This is a genomic window from Micromonospora sp. R77, assembly GCF_022747945.1.
Classification (GTDB): Bacteria; Actinomycetota; Actinomycetes; order Mycobacteriales; family Micromonosporaceae; genus Micromonospora.
Map to the genome: position 1 here is coordinate 2,452,194 of NZ_JALDST010000001.1, position 15,795 is coordinate 2,467,988.

Genomic DNA, 15,795 nt, shown 5'->3' on the forward strand with positions numbered 1-15,795 from the left:
CACGCGACCCGGGCCTTTCCGTCGGTTCAGCCCAGCAGGCCGCGGGCCCGGTCGTAGAGGTCCAGCACCGCACAGGCCACCGGGACCACGGAGACCACCAGCGCGGTGTCGGTCAGGTCGGCCAGCCGACCGAGGTACGGGGAGACGGGCCGGCGGGCGTACGTGGTGCCCGCGGCGACCGACACCAGGGCCAGGAGCAGCCCGCCGACGGCGAGTGCCAGCAGCGCGTCCGGACCGGCCCGGCCGGCGAGCACCCCGCCGAGGACGGCCGACCCGGTCAGCCCGGCGGCGACCGTGGGCACCCGGTGGCGTACCGCGACGAAGAGCCGGGACCGCAGCAGCAGCACCGCCGACCCGACCGCCACCAGCAGCCGCCCGGCCACCCCGCCGGCCGTGGCGAGCACCGTCGCGGCGGCCACCGCGAGGACGGCGTGCCCGAGCAGCATCCCGGTCAGCATCTCCTCGGTCCGGCCACCGCCGCGTGCACCCGCCCGCGGTCGGGCAGGTCACGAACACCGTCCGGCCCGCCGGAGGGGCGGTCGACGGGAGGGTGATCGGCGGCAGCGGCAACTTGCCGAGCCGGATCGCCAGCAGCGGCAGCGCGCCGAGGGCGAAGACCAGTACGCAGAGCAGCACCGCCGCGGTGCCCTCCGGGCTGAGCACGAGCCCGCCCAGCCCGGCCGCCGCGCCGACCAGGCCGACCGTCGTGCCGGCCACGAAGACCCGGGACCGGCTGGCCACCCCGACCAGGCCGAGCACCGCCACCAGCAGCAGCGCCACCGAGCCGGCCAGCAGCTCCGGTGCGCCGAGCCAGCGCAGCGGCGCGAACGGGCCGACCGGGTCGCCGGAGCCGACCGCCAGCGCGCCGGCCGCCGCCGCGTACGGCAGGGCGTACCCGCCGAGGGTGGCGCCGGTCGGGCCGTCCCCGTACGCCCGGGAGGCGGCGGTGCCGGCGAGGGTGAGCAGCAACGCCACCCCGAGCGCGACGGGCCAGCCGGTGGGTCGACCCGGCCCGGCGACCAGCACGGCGACCAGCCCGACGGCGAGCGGCACGCCGGCACCGGCCAGCACGGCGGTCCGGGTGGCGGCCGGCGACCAGGCGCTGCCCCGGCGGCGGGCCGTCGGCGATCGCCTCGACCACGTCGTCGTACTCCAGTTCCGGCCACTCGGCGTGGGCCGGTACCAGGTGCAGCACCTCCCCGTCGCGGACGCCCTGCGGCAGCAGCGCCTGAGCGGTGGTCAGGACCACCCCGTCGGTGCGGCGCAGCACCCAGCCACCGTGCCGTTCGCCGTCGTCGGCCAGCCCCTCACCGGCGTGCCGGAGCACCTCGGGGAGCAGCTCGGCCAGGGGAACCTGCTCCGGCAGGGCCACGTCGAGGCGCCGCTGCGGGGCGCTGATCGTGACCCGGGCCAGCCCGGATTGCATCGACGTGACTCCATATCGAGCGGGAACGGTGGCTGACGGACGACCGCACTTTACCTACCATGAGCCAGGCTCGGGTTACCGAGCGCTGTCAGGAGGTGCCGTGTCCACTGTCGTCATCAAGCGGCCACCCCGTCGCCCGGCACCGGAGATCCCGGTCGGCGAACTGCCCGTCGACCCGCCGCCGGAGATCCCCGCCGTGGCCGGTGGACGCTGGCAGCAGGCCCTGATGGTGCTGCCGATGGTCGGCGGCACGGTGGCCATGGCGATGATGTTCGGCCGGGGCGGCGGCGCCTACTCGTACGTGGTCGGCGGCATGTTCGGGCTCTCCTCGGTGGCCATGCTGGTCACCACCTGGGGCAGCGCCTCCGGCATGCCGAAGAAGTCGGAGATGATGGCCGCCCGCCGGGAGTACCTGCGGCACCTCACCGGGCTGCGCCGCCGGGTCCGGCAGACCGCCGGCGCCCAGCGGGCCGGGCTGCACTACCGGCACCCCGACCCGGGCCGGCTCTGGTCCACCGTCGACAGCCACCGGGTCTGGGAACGCCGGCCGGGCGACCCCGACTTCGCCGTGGTCCGGGTGGGCGTCGGCCCGCAGACCCTGGCCACCCCGCTCGTACCGCCGGTCACCCGGCCGCTGGAGGAGCTGGAACCGATGACCGCCGGGGCGCTGCGGCGCTTCCTCGACGCGTACTCGGTGGTGCCGGACCTGCCGGTGGCGCTCTCGCTGCGCAGCTTCGCCCGGGTCTTCGTCCGGGGACCGGCCGGCGGGCGGGGCACCGGGGCACCCGCCGCCCAGGCGCTCGCCCGGGCTGTGCTCACCCAGCTCGCCGTCTTCCACGCCCCCGAGGAACTGCTCGTCGCCGTCTGCGCCGGACCGGAACGGCGCGGGCTGTGGGAGTGGGTCAAGTGGCTGCCGCACGCCCACCACCCGACCCGTACCGACGCGCTCGGCCCGGTCCGCCTGGTCACCAGCTCCGCCGTCGAGCTGGAACGGCTCCTCGACGACGTGCTGGCCAGCCGCTCCCGGTTCAGCCCGGTCGGCTCCGCCACCGACGGCCCGCACGTGGTGGTGGTCCTCGACGGCGGCGACCTGACCGGGTCGACCGACCTGGCCGGTGACGGCGGCATCGACGCGGTCACCCTGCTCGACCTGGACACCCCGCCGCCCCGCCTGCTCGACCGGTACGCCCTGCTGCTCGACGTGGTCGACGGCCGGCTGCACTCGTACGCGGCCGACGGGCAGGCCGAGGTGGGCACCCCGACGCGCTGGCCGTCGCCGACGCCGAGGCGGTCGCCCGCCGGCTCGCCCCGCTGCGGCTCGCCAGCACCGTACGCGGACCGGACGACCCGGCCGGCGCCGAGCTGGGCCTGCCCGAGCTGCTCGGCATCGGCGACCCGGACAACTTCACCGCCGAGCAGGGCTGGGCGCCCCGGTCGGCGCGGGACCGGCTGCGGGTGCCGATCGGGGTGGGCGCCGACGGCGGCGCCATCGAGCTGGACCTGAAGGAGTCGGCGCAGGACGGCATGGGCCCGCACGGCCTGCTCATCGGGGCCACCGGCTCCGGCAAGTCGGAGCTGCTGCGGACCCTGGTCCTCGGCCTGGCCGCCACGCACAGCTCGGAACAGCTCAACTTCGTCCTGGTCGACTTCAAGGGCGGGGCGACCTTCGCCTCCTTCGAGCGGCTGCCGCACACCGCCGCCGTGATCACCAACCTGAAGGACACCCTGCCCCTGGTCGACCGGATGGTCGACGCGATCAACGGGGAACTGGTCCGCCGGCAGGAACTGCTGCGCCGGGCCGGCAACTTCGCCGGCCTCCGCGACTACGAACGGGCCCGCGCGGCGGGCACCCCGCTCGCCCCGCTGCCGTCGCTGCTGCTGATCTGCGACGAGTTCTCCGAGCTGCTGTCGGCCAAGCCCGACTTCATCGACCTGTTCGTGCAGATCGGCCGGCTGGGCCGGTCGCTGGGGGTGCACCTGCTGCTGGCCAGCCAGCGGCTGGAGGAGGGGCGGCTGCGCGGGCTGGACACCCACCTGTCGTACCGGATCGGGTTGCGGACCTTCTCGGCGCTGGAGTCCCGGACGGTGCTCGGCGTGCCCGACGCGCACGAGCTGCCGCGTACCCCCGGGCACGGCTACCTGCGCGCCGGCACCGACCCGCTGGTCCGGTTCAAGGCCACGTACGTCTCCGCGCCGGTCCGCCGGGCCGGCGGGCCCGCGGGCGCGGCCGGTGCCGGCGTACCCCGGCTGCTCGCCTTCTCCACCCACCTGGTGCCGGTCCCGGAGCCGACCGTCCCGGCCGCGCTGCCCGCCGCCGAGGAGGAGCCCGGCCGGGAGACCCTGGTCGACGCGCTGGTCGACCGGCTGGTCGGGCAGGGCCCCCCGGCGCACCAGGTGTGGTTGCCGCCGCTGGACCTCTCCCCCACCCTCGACGACCTGCTCGGCCCGGTCGGCACCGACCCGGTACGCGGCCTGGCCGCCGCCAACCCGGAGCTGCACGGTGCCCTCCAGGTGCCGGTGGCCGTCGTCGACAAGCCCTACGAGCAGCGCCGGGACCTGTTCTGGCTGGCCCTGGACGGCGCGGCCGGGCACGTCGCGGTGGTCGGTGCGCCGCAGAGCGGCAAGTCGGGCCTGCTGCGGGCGCTGATCTGCGCGCTGGCGCTCACCCACACCCCGGCCGAGGTGCAGCTCTACTGCCTCGACTTCGGCGGCGGCGGGCTGGGTGGGCTGCGCGACCTGCCGCACGTCGGCGGGGTGACCGGCCGCACCGACCCGACCGCGGTGCGGCGCACGGTCGGGGAGATCGCCACGCTGCTCGCCGAGCGGGAACGGCGCTTCGCCGAGCTGGGCGTGGAGTCGATGGCGAGCTGGCGTCAGCGGCGGGCCGCCGCGCTGGCCACCGGGCAGCCGGGCACCGACCCGTTCGGCGACGTGTTCCTCGTGGTCGACGGCTGGCACACCCTGCGCGCCGAGTACGACGACCTGGAACCGCTGGTCACCGACCTCGCCACCCGGGGCCTGTCGTACGGGGTGCACGTGGTGGCGAGCGGTCTGCGCTGGACGGACTTCCGGCCGGCGATCCGCGACCTGTTCGGCTCGCGGCTGGAGCTGCACCTCGGTGACCCGGCCGACTCGGCGCTGGTGAAGCGGGTCGTCGCGGCGAACGTGCCGGAGAAGAAGCCCGGCCGGGGCATCACCGCCGAAGGGCTGCACTTCCTGGCCGCCCTGCCCCGGCTCGCCGGCCTCGGCGACGGCACGGGCGACCTGGTGAAGGCGGTCGCCGGGGCGTGGGCCGGTCCGGTGGCACCCCGGGTCCGGCTGCTCCCGCCGGTGCTGCCGTACGCCGAACTGGACCTGGCCGCGACCACCGGGCTGGCCTTCCCGGTCGGGGTGGCCGAGGCGGACCTGCGCCCGGTGGTGCTGGACTTCGCCACCGAGCCGCACTTCCTGGTCTTCGGCGACGCCGAGTGCGGCAAGTCGTCGTTCCTGCGCGCGCTGGCCACCTCGATCGTCGGCCGGTTCACCCCGGAGCAGGCCCGGGTGATCCTGGTGGACTACCGGCGCAGCCTGATGGGGACGATCGAGACGCCGCACCTGATCGGGTACGGCACCGCCGCGCCGTACACCACCGAGCTGATCGAGTCGGCGGCCGGCTACCTGCAGAACCGGATCCCCGGCCCGGACGTCACCCCCGCCCAGCTGCGCAGCCGCTCCTGGTGGTCCGGTCCGGAGCTGTTCGTGCTGGTGGACGACTACGACCTGGTGGCCGGCGGGCCGACGAACCCGCTGCGGGCCCTGGAGGAGCACCTGCCGCACGCCCGGGACGTGGGACTGCACCTGGTGCTGGCCCGCCGCTCGGGCGGCGCCGGCCGGACCCAGTTCGAGCCGATCGTGCAGCGGCTGCGGGAACTCTCCACCGCCGGGCTGGTGATGTCCGGCAGCCCGGAGGAGGGTGCCCTGGTCGGTCAGGTGCGCCCGGGTCCGCTGCCCGCCGGTCGGGGCCGGCTGGTCACCCGCCGGGAGGGCGTACGGCTGGTGCAGTTGGCGCATCTGCCGCCAGGTTGAGTGGTGTCCCCGGTTTCCACCGGGGCGGGCGGGAAAACCGGTAATCTCCGAGCAGCATGTTTCTGTCGCGATGAATGGCTGGGGATGTGACCACGGATCGGCACGGAGGTCGGATCGCGACCCGACGGCTCGTCGGACGCGCGCTGCTTTCAGTGGCGGCGACGGCGGCGACGGTCGCCGGTCCGCTCGCCCCGCCGGCGCACGCCGCTGCGGTCGTCCAGACGCGACCGGCCGCCGGTCGGGCACCGGCCTGGCTGGCACCGGACCGGCCCAGCCGGGTCGACCAGGTCCGCGACGAGCAGTGGCAGCTCGACGAGTTGCGGGCCCGTACGGCGTGGCGCACGTCCACCGGTCGCGGCGTGATCGTCGCGGTGATCGATTCCGGGGTGGACGGTTCCCACCCGGACCTGGCCGGTCAGGTGCTGCCCGGCATCGACCTGGTCGCCCCCGGCGGCGGCGAGGGTCCCGACCCGGTGGGGCACGGCACCACGGTCGCCGCGCTGATCGCCGGGCGCAACGACGACGACCGGGGGGTCGTCGGGCTCGCCCCGGACGCCCGGATCCTGCCGGTCCGGGTCCTCGACGACGAGAACCGGTACGACGACGCGATGATCGTCGCCAAGGGGGTGCGCTGGGCGGTCGATAACGGCGCCAAGGTCATCAACCTCTCCCTCGGCGGCAGCGGCGACAGCCCGGCCCTGGCCGCCGCCCTCGACTACGCGTTCGCCCGGGACGTGGTCGTGGTCGCCTGCACCGGCAACCTCGCCACCTCGAACAGCCCGAAGGTCTGGTACCCGGCCCGGGAGCCGGGCGTGATCGCGGTCGCCGGCCTGGAACGCAGCAGCGAGAACCTCTGGTCGGGTTCGATCACCGGGCACGAGACCGTACTGACCGCCCCGGCCACCTCGCTGTACGGTGCCCGGCCCCCGGACGGCTACTGGCGGGTGCAGGGCACCAGCTTCGCGTCGCCGCTGGTGGCCGCCACCGCCGCGCTGGTCCGGGCCCGCTATCCGGAGCTCCCCGCCGGGGAGGTGGTGAACCGGCTGCTGGTCACCGCCCGGGACATCGGCCCCACCGGCCGGGACGACCGCTTCGGCTACGGCCTGGTCGACCCGGTGGCGGCGCTCACCGCCGACGTGCCGCCGGTCGGCCGCAACCCGCTCGACGACAACGACTCGCCCGGCGTGGTCGGCTTCGGTCCCGCCCCGGGCACCGGCCGGGACGCCGGGACCGCGGGGCGCGGCCCCGACCCGTTCACCTTCTCCGCGCCCAAGCAGCAGAGCCGGTGGGCGGCCCGCCCGGCCGGTGAGGTGGACGATCCCGCGCCGGAGCGGCTCTGGACCGGGCTGGCCCTCTTCGCCGCCCTGCTGACCGGTGCCGCCCTGATGATCCACCGGTTCCGGCGGTCCCGCCGCTGAGCAGCGCCGGATCGGCGGTCTGACCGGGGCCCGGGCTGGGTAGTGCTGCCTCCATGAGTACGTCAGGTCAGCCCGGAACGGTCTCCGCGACGCAGCGGTCATGGCGCAGCCGCCGCCTCGACCGGGACCACTCGCTGGGTCTCCGGCTCACCGTCGCGTCGGTGGCCGCGTTCCTGGTGCTGGTGCCGTTCGCGCTGCTGGCCCTGCTGGTGCTGGGCGCCTGGCCGCCGCTGTTCCGGCTGGACGCCGCGGTGACCGACGCGCTGCACGGCTATGCCCTCGACCATCCGGCCTGGGTACGCCTGATGAGCGGTTGGACCGACATGTTCGGCCCGGGACCGATGCGGACCGTGGTCGGCGTCGTGGTGGCCTGGCTGCTGTTCCGCCGGGCCTGGCGGCTGGCCCTGTGGGCGGTCACCACGATGGTGGTCGGCGGTCTGCTCGGCGCGCTGCTCAAACTGCTCGTCGGGCGGCACCGGCCGGACCTGCTCGACCCGGTGGCCCGGGCCGCGGGCTTCTCGTTCCCGTCCGGGCACGCGCTGAACGCCACCCTCGCTGCCGGGGTGCTGCTGCTGGTCCTCCTGCCGTACGCCCGCAACCGGCGGCCACTGCGCTGGCTGCTCTGGGCCGGGGCGCTGATGATCGCCGTGGTGACCGGGTTGAGCCGGATCGCCCTCGGGGTGCACTGGACCAGCGACGTGCTGGGCGGCTGGGTGCTCGGGGTGGCGGTGGTGGCGGCGACCTCCGCGGCGTTCGCGACCTGGCGGACCCGGACCGGACGGCGCCCGACGCGTCCCGTCCGGGAGGGGGTGGAGCCGGAGCTCGCCGAACCCGGCCCGGACGAGGCACGCCCGGGGCACGCGTAGTTGCCGGCTCCATGGGGTAATGCGCGGCGCATGTCCGATGTCGCGGTCCAGGTCGTCAAGCGGGTGCTGCTGCCGGTCGCCCTGCTCTTCTCCGTCATGGTGGGACTGGGTCTCCTGGTCACCCGGGTGCTGGCGAAGAGCTGGCCGTTCACCGTGGAGGACGCGGTCAACCGCGAGCTGGCGGCCGACCGTACCGGCGGGTGGAACGACGTCTCGCTGGTGTTCAGCACGCTCGCCAGCACGCAGCTGATCGTCGTGGTGACGGTGCTGGTCGCGCTGGTGCTGCGGCTGGTGCTGCACCGGTGGCGGGAGCCGCTCTTCCTCTGCGCCGCGGTCACCGCCCAGGCGCTGGTCTTCCTCTTCACCACCATGGTCATCGACCGCAGCCGGCCGGCCGTCGAGCACATGGACGTCTCGCCGCCGACGTCGAGTTTCCCGTCCGGGCACACGTCGGCGGCGGTGGCGCTCTATGTCGGCATCGCCGTGCTGCTCGCCCTGCGGGCGAAGAGCACCCCGGCGAAGGTCACCTGGTGGACGCTGCTGGTGCTGGTGCCGATCGGCGTCGCGGTCACCCGGATGTACCGGGGCATGCACCATCCGAGCGACGTGGTGGCGTCCTTCATCAACGGCGGCACCTGCGTGGCGATCATGGCCCGGGCGGTGCTCGACCGGAGTCTCACCTGGGGCCGCGCCAAGCTCCCCGGCCTCGGCAAGCCGGGCGACGACGTGACCACGGCCCCGGCCGCCGCGAGCTGACCCCACCCCGTCCAGGAATCGTGGCAGGGCCGGCCCCCTGCCACGTCCGCCGCCGCACGGACGCTCAGGTGCACTCGCCGGTGCCGACCCCACGGGTACGCTCCGCGCCGGCCAGCGCCACCGGCCGGGCCTCCTCGGCGGTGACCGCGAAGCCCGTGTTCGGGTCGTCGGCCGCCGCCGCGAAGATCACTCCCAGCACGAGGCCGTTCGCCGAGACCAGCGGGCCGCCGGAGTTGCCGCTGCGCACCAGCGCCCGGATGGTGTAGATCTCCCGGGTCACGTCCCCGGAGGAGTAGATGTCCGGGCCGGTGATCCGGTCCACGTCCCGCACCCGGGCCGGGCGGGCGTCGTACGGGCCGTCGAGGGGGAAGCCGAGGACGATCGCGTCCGCCCCGCTGCCCGCCTTGCCGGCGGCGAACCGCAGCGACGGGCCGGGCAGCCCGGGCACGTGCAGCACGGCCAGGTCCCGCTCCGGGTCGTAGACGACCACCTCGCCGTCGTACCGCTCGCCGCGCAGCTCCACGGCGACCGAGCGGGTGCCGGCGACGACGTGCGCGTTGGTCATCACCCGGTCGTCGGCGTACACGAAGCCGGAGCCCTCGATGCGGCGCGCGCAGCTCGGCGCGGAGCCGAGCACCTTGACCACCGACCGCTGGCTGTTGGCGACCACCTGCGAGCCGGCCAGCGCCGGGTCGGGCGGGGAGACCTGCCGGGCCCGGGTCGGCGCGAGGTCGCCGAAGACGTCCGGGAAGCCGTTGGTGTCGACGGTGTCCCGCAGCGCGGTGGAGAGCTCCTGGGCCTGGTCGGGCAGGACCCGGTCGACCACGGTGAGCAGTGCGCTGTTCCGGATCGACGAGGCCAGCCACGGCAGCGACGACGAGCCGAGCGGCACCGCCACCAGCCAGGCCACCAGCATCACCGCGAAGACCGAGATGAACGCCCCGCCGATGTCGTCGATCTTCCGCCCGGCCGGGTCGGTGATCGCGGCCCGCAGGTTGGAGCCGAGCCAGCCGGCGAGCGCCTGGCCGAGCACGGCCAGTCCGAAGATCGCGACCAGGGAGATCAACACCCGGGTGCCGCTCTCGGCGAACTGCCGGGCGACCAGCGGGCCGACCTGGAGGCCGAGCAGCGCGCCCAGGAAGAACCCGGAGAACGACAGCGCCCCGATGACGAAGCCCTGACGGTATCCGCTGATCGCGAACACGAGCATGAGCAGGAGCAGAACGAGATCCACGGCGGACACGGCTCAAGGGTACGGGCAGACGTCGCGTCTCCGGCCCGCCGCTCGCGGAACGTGACCGTCAGGTCAGCGGACCGGACTCTCGTCCACCTCGTCGGTGCCCGCCGAGGGGGCCGGGTCGGCCCCGGAAGGCGGCAGTTCGACGACCCGTCCCTGCGGCCACGGGCGGGCCCAGCCACCCATCTCCAGCAGGGTGGCCAGCACCCCGGCGGTGAACCCCCAGACCAGCATGCCGCGGGCCGAGAAGGCCGGTCCGATCCAGCCGCTCGGGTGGCGTACCCGCATCCGGTTCTCCGGATCCACCAGCTCGGCGACCGGCAGCCGGGCGACGTGCGCGACCTCGGCCGGTTCCCGGGGGTGCACCGGGTGCGGGGCGTGCCACCAGGCCAGCACGGGGGTGACCACGAAGTCGCTGACCGGGATCCACAACCGGGGCAGCTCGGCGAGCACGGTGACGCTGGTCGGGTCGAGGCCGACCTCCTCGTTCGCCTCGCGCAGCGCGGTGGCGCTGGCGTCGACGTCCTCCGGGTCGGCCGCGCCGCCCGGGAAGGCCGGTTGGCCGGCGTGGTTGCGCAGGGTGGCGGCACGCTGGAGGACCAGCACGTCGGGGCCGCTGCCGGGCTCCTCGCCGAGCAGCACCAGCACCGCGCTCTCCCGGCCGCCGTTCTCCGGCGTGGTGAGTCGGGTGAAGTCCTCCGCCGTCGCGGTGCCGAGCCGGCCGAGCAGCGGCTCCAGCCAGGTCGGCGGCTGCCTGGTCACGACGGGGTCACCTCCGGTCGCGGCTGCCGGGCTGTCGTCGCGTTCACCGGACCTCGATGCCCAGGTGCGTACGGACCAGCTCGGCGAGGTGGGCGTCGTCGAGGGCGCCGGAGGCGTCGGTGTGCCGGATCCGGCCGTCGGCGTCCACGAAGAGGGTCAGCGGGAAGGAGTTCCGGTTGAGCGCCCGTTCGAAGGCGTCCCCCTGGTCGACCAGCATCGGGAAGCGCACCCCGAAGTCCTCACCGATGGACTGGGCCCCGCCCCGGCTGTCCCGGCTGTTCACCCCGACCACCTGGAACCGGCCGGCGGCCCGCTCGCTGAGGCGCTGGAAGGCGGGCAGCTCCTTGCGGCAGGGTGGGCACCAGGACGCCCACACGTTGATCACCGCAGGGCCCCGCACGTCGCGTACCGCGACGGGGGCGCCGCCGGTGAAGCAGGAGAGGGTCAGCTCGGGCAGGGCAGCACCGGCCGGGCCGGGCGGCGCGGGTACGGCCGAGGCCGGCGCGGCGGCCAGCGTGGCACAGTCGGCGAACGGGGAGGGGCGTTCGGCGCGGGTCGGCGCCGCCCCGGACGTCGCCTCCTCGGTGGCGGTGCAGCCGGCGATCATGAGCAGCGCGGGCACGAGCAGTACGGCGAGTCGGCGGTTCACGGCACCTCCGCGGCGACCGCCTGCTGCGGCACCAGCTCCGGGTCCAGCCCGACGGCCACCGCGAGCTCCCGGGCCCGGGGGCCCTTGAGCAGCTTCACCGCCGCCGCCGGCTCGGTCGGCCCGGTCCCGTACGACGGGCAGAGCTTGGCGAGCGTGCAGGCCCCGCAGGCCGGCTTGCGGGCGTGGCAGACCCGCCGGCCGTGGAAGATGATCCGGTGCGACAGCATCGTCCAGTCGCGCTTCGGGTAGAGCGCGCCGATGGCGTGTTCGATCTTGACCGGGTCCGTCTCGGTGGTCAGCTTCCAGCGCTGCACCAGCCGCTGGAAGTGGGTGTCGACGGTGATGCCGGGGACGTCGAAGGCGTTGCCGAGGATCACGTTGGCGGTCTTGCGGCCAATCCCGGGCAGCGTCACCAGGTCGACCAGCTTGCCGGGGACCTCGCCGTCGTACCGCTCGCAGAGGGCCTGACCGAGGTTGATCAGGGAGCTGGTCTTGTTGCGGTAGAAGCCGGTGGGCCGGATCAGCTCCTCCAGCTCGGCCCGGTCCGCGCCCGCGTAGTCGGCGGCGCTGTGGTAGCGGGCGAAGAGCTTCGGGGTGACCTCGTTGACCTTCTTGTCGGTGCACTGCGCCGAGAGGATGGTGGCGACGGCGAGCTCCAGTGCCGACGAGTGGTCGAGTTCACAGTGCGCGTCGGGGTGCGTCTCGGTGAGCACCCGGCCGATCCGCCGGGCGCGGCGCGTACGGCCGAGGTCGGTCTCGGGGGAACTGGTGGTCACGCCGGCCAGCCTACGTCGCGCCCCCGACGCTCCGGCGGGCCCACGCGCCGGGCTAGCGGGCGGTGATCCGCCCGGCGTCGTCGAACTGCGCCCCGGTCTGCGGGAAGTCGGCCGCACTCACCTGCCGGACCAGCCCGAGGCCCTTGCCGGCCGGGTCGATCGCCGGCCGCCCGACGCCGTTCATCGCGGTGGAGGTGAACGTGCCCTCGACGAAGCTGCCGTCCGGCTTGAGCGACACCTTCAGCACGCCGCCCCAGCCGAGCCGGCCGGTGGACTGCAACGACTTCCCACCGCCGGAGAAGTTGCCCAGGCTGTACGCGATCAGCCGCCCCTGGTAGACCTCCATGCCGCGCAGCACGTGCGGGCCGTGCCCGACGACCAGGTCGGCCCCGGCGTCGATCACGGCGTGCGAGAAGCGGATCGGGTCGCCCCGGTTCTCGCCGAAGAACATCTCGGTGCCCGGCTTCACCCGGGTCCGGTCCGCACCCTCGGCGCCCATGTGCACCTGCACCACGACCACGTCGGCCATCCCGGTGGCCATGGTGATCACCTTCTTGGCCGCCTGGATGTCGGTGAGGCTGTTCGACCACGGGTACGACGAGAAGCCGACCACCGCGACCTTCACCCCCGCCACCTCGACCACGGTGATCTCGCCGGGTGCCCCGGTGTGCTTGAGGCCGTGCGCCTCCAGCGTGCTCTGGGTGTTCTCGTAGCCCTGCGGGCCGTAGTCGTAGCCGTGGTTGTTGGCCTGGTTGAGCAGGTCGAACCCGGCGTCGCGCAGGTGCGCCGCCCACTTCGGGGGCGCCCGGAACTGATAGCAGTTCTTCGGGGTGGGGCCGCACTTGCCGGCACCGGTGTCGTCGGTGAGCGGCTCCTCCAGGTTGCCCATCACCAGGTCGGCCTCGAGGGCCTTCTCGACCTCGTCGAAGAAGCCCTTGCCGCCGTTGGACGGCAGCCGGGACGGCGCGTTGCCCATGATCACGTCACCGGTGGCGGCGAGGGAGATGGTCTTCCCCCCGGCCGCGTTCGCCGGCCCGGCCTTCCCGCCGGACCCGGTGCCGCCCGGGACGGTCGAGCCGGCGGCTCCGCCCGGCTGCCAGACCGGGCCACCGTCCGGGTCGTCGCTGCCGCAGCCCGCCGCCAGGGCGGCGACGAGCAGGGCGACGAGCAGGGCGGAGAGCCGACGACGGGTACGGGGCGCGGAGCGGACGGAAGAATGCATCACCCACGACGCTACCGGGCGGGAAACACCCGGACGACGGCCGATCGGCTGGAAGATCCGTCCGGCTGCCCCCGGCGGCCCGGACGGCTCAGCGGGCTCGCCGATCGGACCAGGGGACGACGGTGCCGGCCCCGCCGGCGAGGACGGCGGCGTGCACGGCCCGGGCCAGCGGGGCGCCCCAGGTCGAGCGGGGGCCGCCGTAGGGGACGGGATCGCCGGTGGCCGGGCAGAGCACGGTGACCGCGTCGGTGGGGGTGCCGGTGGCGGGCAGGCCCAGCTCCCAGATCGCCTGCGCCTTCGCCTCGGTGGCGGTGGCGACCGCGTTGACCAGGGCGGCGTCGCCGAGCGGAGCCGGGACGTACGCGACGATGTTGACCGTGCCGACCCGCTGCGCGGGCGGCGCGGGGGCGGGGTCGGCGGCCCAGACCGGGGTGCCGAGCCCGACGGTCGCCCAGACCCGGACCCCGCCGTCGGTCCGGGTCAGCACCTCGGTCACGTCGACCCCGGTGAGCAGGCCGATCCCGGGCCCGGCCAGGCCGAGCCCGGCGGCCAGTCCGGCCAGGTGGGCGGCGGGGTCGTCCCGGTCGTACGACATCGGCACGGTCGCGTTGACCACCCACCGCCGGACGCCGACGCCACCGCCCAGCGGGGCGGAGCTGACCGCGCGCAGCGGCCCGTCGGCCCGCCACACCAGCAGCGGCACGTCCCACCCGTCCTCGTGCCGGGTGGTCAGGATCGGCTCGTTCAGCACGCCGATGACCCTACGATCGGGTCGGGGACGGAGGGTCACCGCCCGCACGGGGGCGGGAGCATAGTGTCTGATCAGGTCGGGAAGGTTACGCCCACCGATCAAGATTCCAGGGGTGCACCTCTGATTCCTGCTCACGTGCGCCTAGACTGGCTGCGCGCGAGGGGATCAGCGGACGGCGGACCCCGCCGACGGACGGCACGCGCTGGCGGAGGTGCGCATGGACGAGGTACTGGCCCGCAGCGGGATCTTCCAGGGTGTCGACCCGGAGGCCGCCGAGGCGCTCGCGAAGGAGATGGAGACGATCGAGGTCCGCAAGGGCGAGATCGTGTTCAACGAGGGTGAACCCGGCGACAGTCTCTACATCCTCCTGTCCGGCAAGATCAAGGTGGGTCGTCGCGCCGCCGACGGCCGGCAGAACCTGATCGCCGTGATGGGCCCGTCGGACATGGTCGGCGAGTTGTCGCTCTTCGACCCCGGCCCGCGTACGGCGACGGCCACCGCGGTGACCGACACCCGCCTGGTGCGGCTGCGCAAGCAGGCGCTGCGCCCCTGGCTGAACAACCGTCCCGAGATCGCCGAGCAGCTGCTGCGGGTGCTGGCCCGCCGGCTGCGCCGGACCAACGACTCGCTGGCCGACCTGATCTTCACGGACGTGCCGGGCCGGGTCGCCAAGAACCTGCTCCAGATGGCCGGCCGGTTCGGCACCCGCGACGGCGGCGTGCTGCGGGTGACCCACGACCTGACCCAGGAGGAGATCGCCCAGCTCGTCGGCGCCTCCCGGGAGACCGTCAACAAGGCGCTCGCCGACTTCGCCTCACGGGGCTGGCTGCGACTGGACGGCAAGAGCATCATCATCCTCGACCCGGAGCGACTGGCCCGCCGCGCGCGGGTCTGACCCTCCGGGCTCGGCCCCACCCGATCCACCCGGCCCGGCCCGGCCCGCGTCAGCGGTCCGGGCCGGTCCTGTTCCACCCCCGCGGCCCGGCCCGCCACTGGGTCCCCGCGGATCGCGTCGAGACACTGCCCGACGGCGCTTCCGGCTCTGCCCGGCGCAGAATCGCTGGACCGGGGGCCGAGGGAGCGACGACGGTGGGCTGATGTCCGAACGCGTCGCCGTCCTCTCCGACATCCACGGTGTGCTGCCCGCGCTGGAGGCGGTGCTGGCCGAGCCGGACGTGGCCGCCGCCGACCTGGTCGTGCTCACCGGCGACATCGCCTCCGGCCCGCAGCCGGTCGAGGTGCTGGACCTGCTGGCCGGTCTCGGCGACCGGGCCTGCTGGGTGGGTGGCAACGGCGAGCGCGAGCTGGTCGAGGCGCGGGCCGGCCGCCGCTCCCCCTTCGCGGTCGCGAACTGGGCCGCCACCCAGCTCCGCGATGACCACGTCGCCCGGCTGGCGGCGCTGCCGCTGACCGTCACCCTGCCGGTCGCCGGGCTGGGCCGGGTGCTCTTCTGCCACGCCACGCCCCGCGACGACGAGGAACTGGTGCTGGTGGACTCCCGGCCGGCCCGCTGGGCGGAGGTCCTCGCCGGGCTGCCGGGTCAGGTCGACGCGGTGGTCTGCGGGCACACCCACATGCCGTTCGCCCGACTGGTCGACCGTCGCCTGGTGGTCAACCCGGGCAGCGTCGGCATGCCGTACGGCGGCACCGGTGCCTGGTGGGCCCTGCTGGGCCCCGGCGTGCAGTTGCGGCGCACCCGCTACGACGTGGACGCCGCCGCCGCCCGGATCGCCGCCGGATCCGCCTTCCCGGAGGCGGCGCAGTGGGTCGACGAGTACCTGCGCGGGCGGTATTCGGACCTCGACGCCCTCGACACCTTCGGTCCCGGGGACGGCCGCTGACCCGGCGGACCCTCCACCCTGGACGG

The 15,795-nt window shown here is 74.8% G+C and carries 11 protein-coding genes and 2 pseudogenes; 6 read left to right on the top strand and 7 right to left on the bottom strand.

Annotated elements, in window-relative coordinates; translation table 11 throughout:
• Positions 1-26: 26 nt before the first annotated feature.
• Positions 27-1,426, bottom strand: a pseudogene (gene eccD / locus MRQ36_RS33875) (type VII secretion integral membrane protein EccD).
• Positions 1,427-1,526: 100 nt separating this feature from the next.
• On the opposite strand from eccD, the pseudogene eccCa reads away from it, so the two are divergent.
• The 4 genes and pseudogenes from eccCa (at position 1,527) to MRQ36_RS11380 (ending at position 8,531) form a co-directional block, all read left to right on the top strand.
• Positions 1,527-5,491, top strand: a pseudogene (gene eccCa, locus MRQ36_RS11365) (type VII secretion protein EccCa).
• A 74-nt stretch (positions 5,492-5,565) separates the two neighbouring features.
• Positions 5,566-6,909 carry a type VII secretion-associated serine protease mycosin gene (mycP, locus tag MRQ36_RS11370; protein WP_242794846.1) on the top strand — a complete coding sequence of 448 codons (1,344 nt, stop codon included), beginning with the start codon at positions 5,566-5,568 and terminating at the stop codon, positions 6,907-6,909.
• 53 nt (positions 6,910-6,962) lie between these two features.
• Positions 6,963-7,775: a phosphatase PAP2 family protein gene (locus MRQ36_RS11375; RefSeq protein ID WP_242794847.1), complete on the top strand. Its 813-nt coding sequence runs from the start codon at positions 6,963-6,965 to the stop codon at positions 7,773-7,775.
• A 30-nt stretch (positions 7,776-7,805) separates the two neighbouring features.
• A complete protein-coding gene (locus MRQ36_RS11380; RefSeq protein WP_242794848.1) occupies positions 7,806-8,531 on the top strand; it encodes a phosphatase PAP2 family protein in 726 nt (241 codons plus the stop codon).
• A 64-nt stretch (positions 8,532-8,595) separates the two neighbouring features.
• On the opposite strand, the gene MRQ36_RS11385 is transcribed toward MRQ36_RS11380, so the two are convergent.
• The 6 genes from MRQ36_RS11385 to MRQ36_RS11410 form a co-directional block, all read right to left on the bottom strand.
• The gene (locus MRQ36_RS11385; RefSeq protein ID WP_242794849.1) at positions 8,596-9,774 is read right to left on the bottom strand and encodes a MarP family serine protease; all 1,179 of its coding nucleotides are present in this window, start codon (positions 9,772-9,774) and stop codon (positions 8,596-8,598) included.
• Between the two features lie 63 nt (positions 9,775-9,837).
• On the bottom strand, positions 9,838-10,530 hold the full coding sequence (locus MRQ36_RS11390) for a CoA pyrophosphatase (protein WP_242794850.1): 693 nt from the start codon (positions 10,528-10,530) through the stop codon (positions 9,838-9,840).
• 43 nt (positions 10,531-10,573) lie between these two features.
• Complete coding sequence (locus MRQ36_RS11395; protein ID WP_242794852.1) at positions 10,574-11,179, bottom strand: TlpA disulfide reductase family protein; 606 nt, start codon at positions 11,177-11,179, stop codon at positions 10,574-10,576.
• Positions 11,176-11,955 carry an endonuclease III gene (gene nth / locus MRQ36_RS11400; RefSeq protein ID WP_242794854.1) on the bottom strand — a complete coding sequence of 260 codons (780 nt, stop codon included), beginning with the start codon at positions 11,953-11,955 and terminating at the stop codon, positions 11,176-11,178. Before nth ends, MRQ36_RS11395 begins: the two co-directional genes overlap by 4 nt.
• Positions 11,956-12,007: 52 nt before the next feature.
• On the bottom strand, positions 12,008-13,177 hold the full coding sequence (locus MRQ36_RS11405; RefSeq protein ID WP_242794856.1) for a CapA family protein: 1,170 nt from the start codon (positions 13,175-13,177) through the stop codon (positions 12,008-12,010).
• 88 nt (positions 13,178-13,265) lie between these two features.
• The gene (locus MRQ36_RS11410) at positions 13,266-13,928 is read right to left on the bottom strand and encodes an adenosylcobinamide amidohydrolase (protein WP_242794858.1); all 663 of its coding nucleotides are present in this window, start codon (positions 13,926-13,928) and stop codon (positions 13,266-13,268) included.
• 217 nt (positions 13,929-14,145) lie between these two features.
• Between MRQ36_RS11410 and MRQ36_RS11415 the strand changes: the two genes are divergently transcribed.
• Together MRQ36_RS11415 and MRQ36_RS11420 are read left to right on the top strand one after the other, a co-directional pair.
• A complete protein-coding gene (locus MRQ36_RS11415) occupies positions 14,146-14,823 on the top strand; it encodes a Crp/Fnr family transcriptional regulator (protein ID WP_007466162.1) in 678 nt (225 codons plus the stop codon).
• Positions 14,824-15,025: 202 nt separating this feature from the next.
• The gene (locus MRQ36_RS11420; RefSeq protein ID WP_242794860.1) at positions 15,026-15,769 is read left to right on the top strand and encodes a metallophosphoesterase; all 744 of its coding nucleotides are present in this window, start codon (positions 15,026-15,028) and stop codon (positions 15,767-15,769) included.
• Positions 15,770-15,795 lie beyond the last annotated feature (26 nt).

Excerpts from the sequence above, each read along its gene's own strand:
- mycP (WP_242794846.1), top strand. The coding sequence starts at position 5,566 with ATGGCTGGGGATGTGACCACGGATCGGCACGGAGGTCGGATCGCGACC.
- MRQ36_RS11405 (WP_242794856.1), bottom strand. The coding sequence starts at position 13,177 with ATGCATTCTTCCGTCCGCTCCGCGCCCCGTACCCGTCGTCGGCTCTCC.
- MRQ36_RS11420 (WP_242794860.1), top strand. The coding sequence starts at position 15,026 with ATGTCCGAACGCGTCGCCGTCCTCTCCGACATCCACGGTGTGCTGCCC.
- MRQ36_RS11375 (WP_242794847.1), top strand. The coding sequence starts at position 6,963 with ATGAGTACGTCAGGTCAGCCCGGAACGGTCTCCGCGACGCAGCGGTCA.
- MRQ36_RS11380 (WP_242794848.1), top strand. The coding sequence starts at position 7,806 with ATGTCCGATGTCGCGGTCCAGGTCGTCAAGCGGGTGCTGCTGCCGGTC.
- MRQ36_RS11415 (WP_007466162.1), top strand. The coding sequence starts at position 14,146 with ATGGACGAGGTACTGGCCCGCAGCGGGATCTTCCAGGGTGTCGACCCG.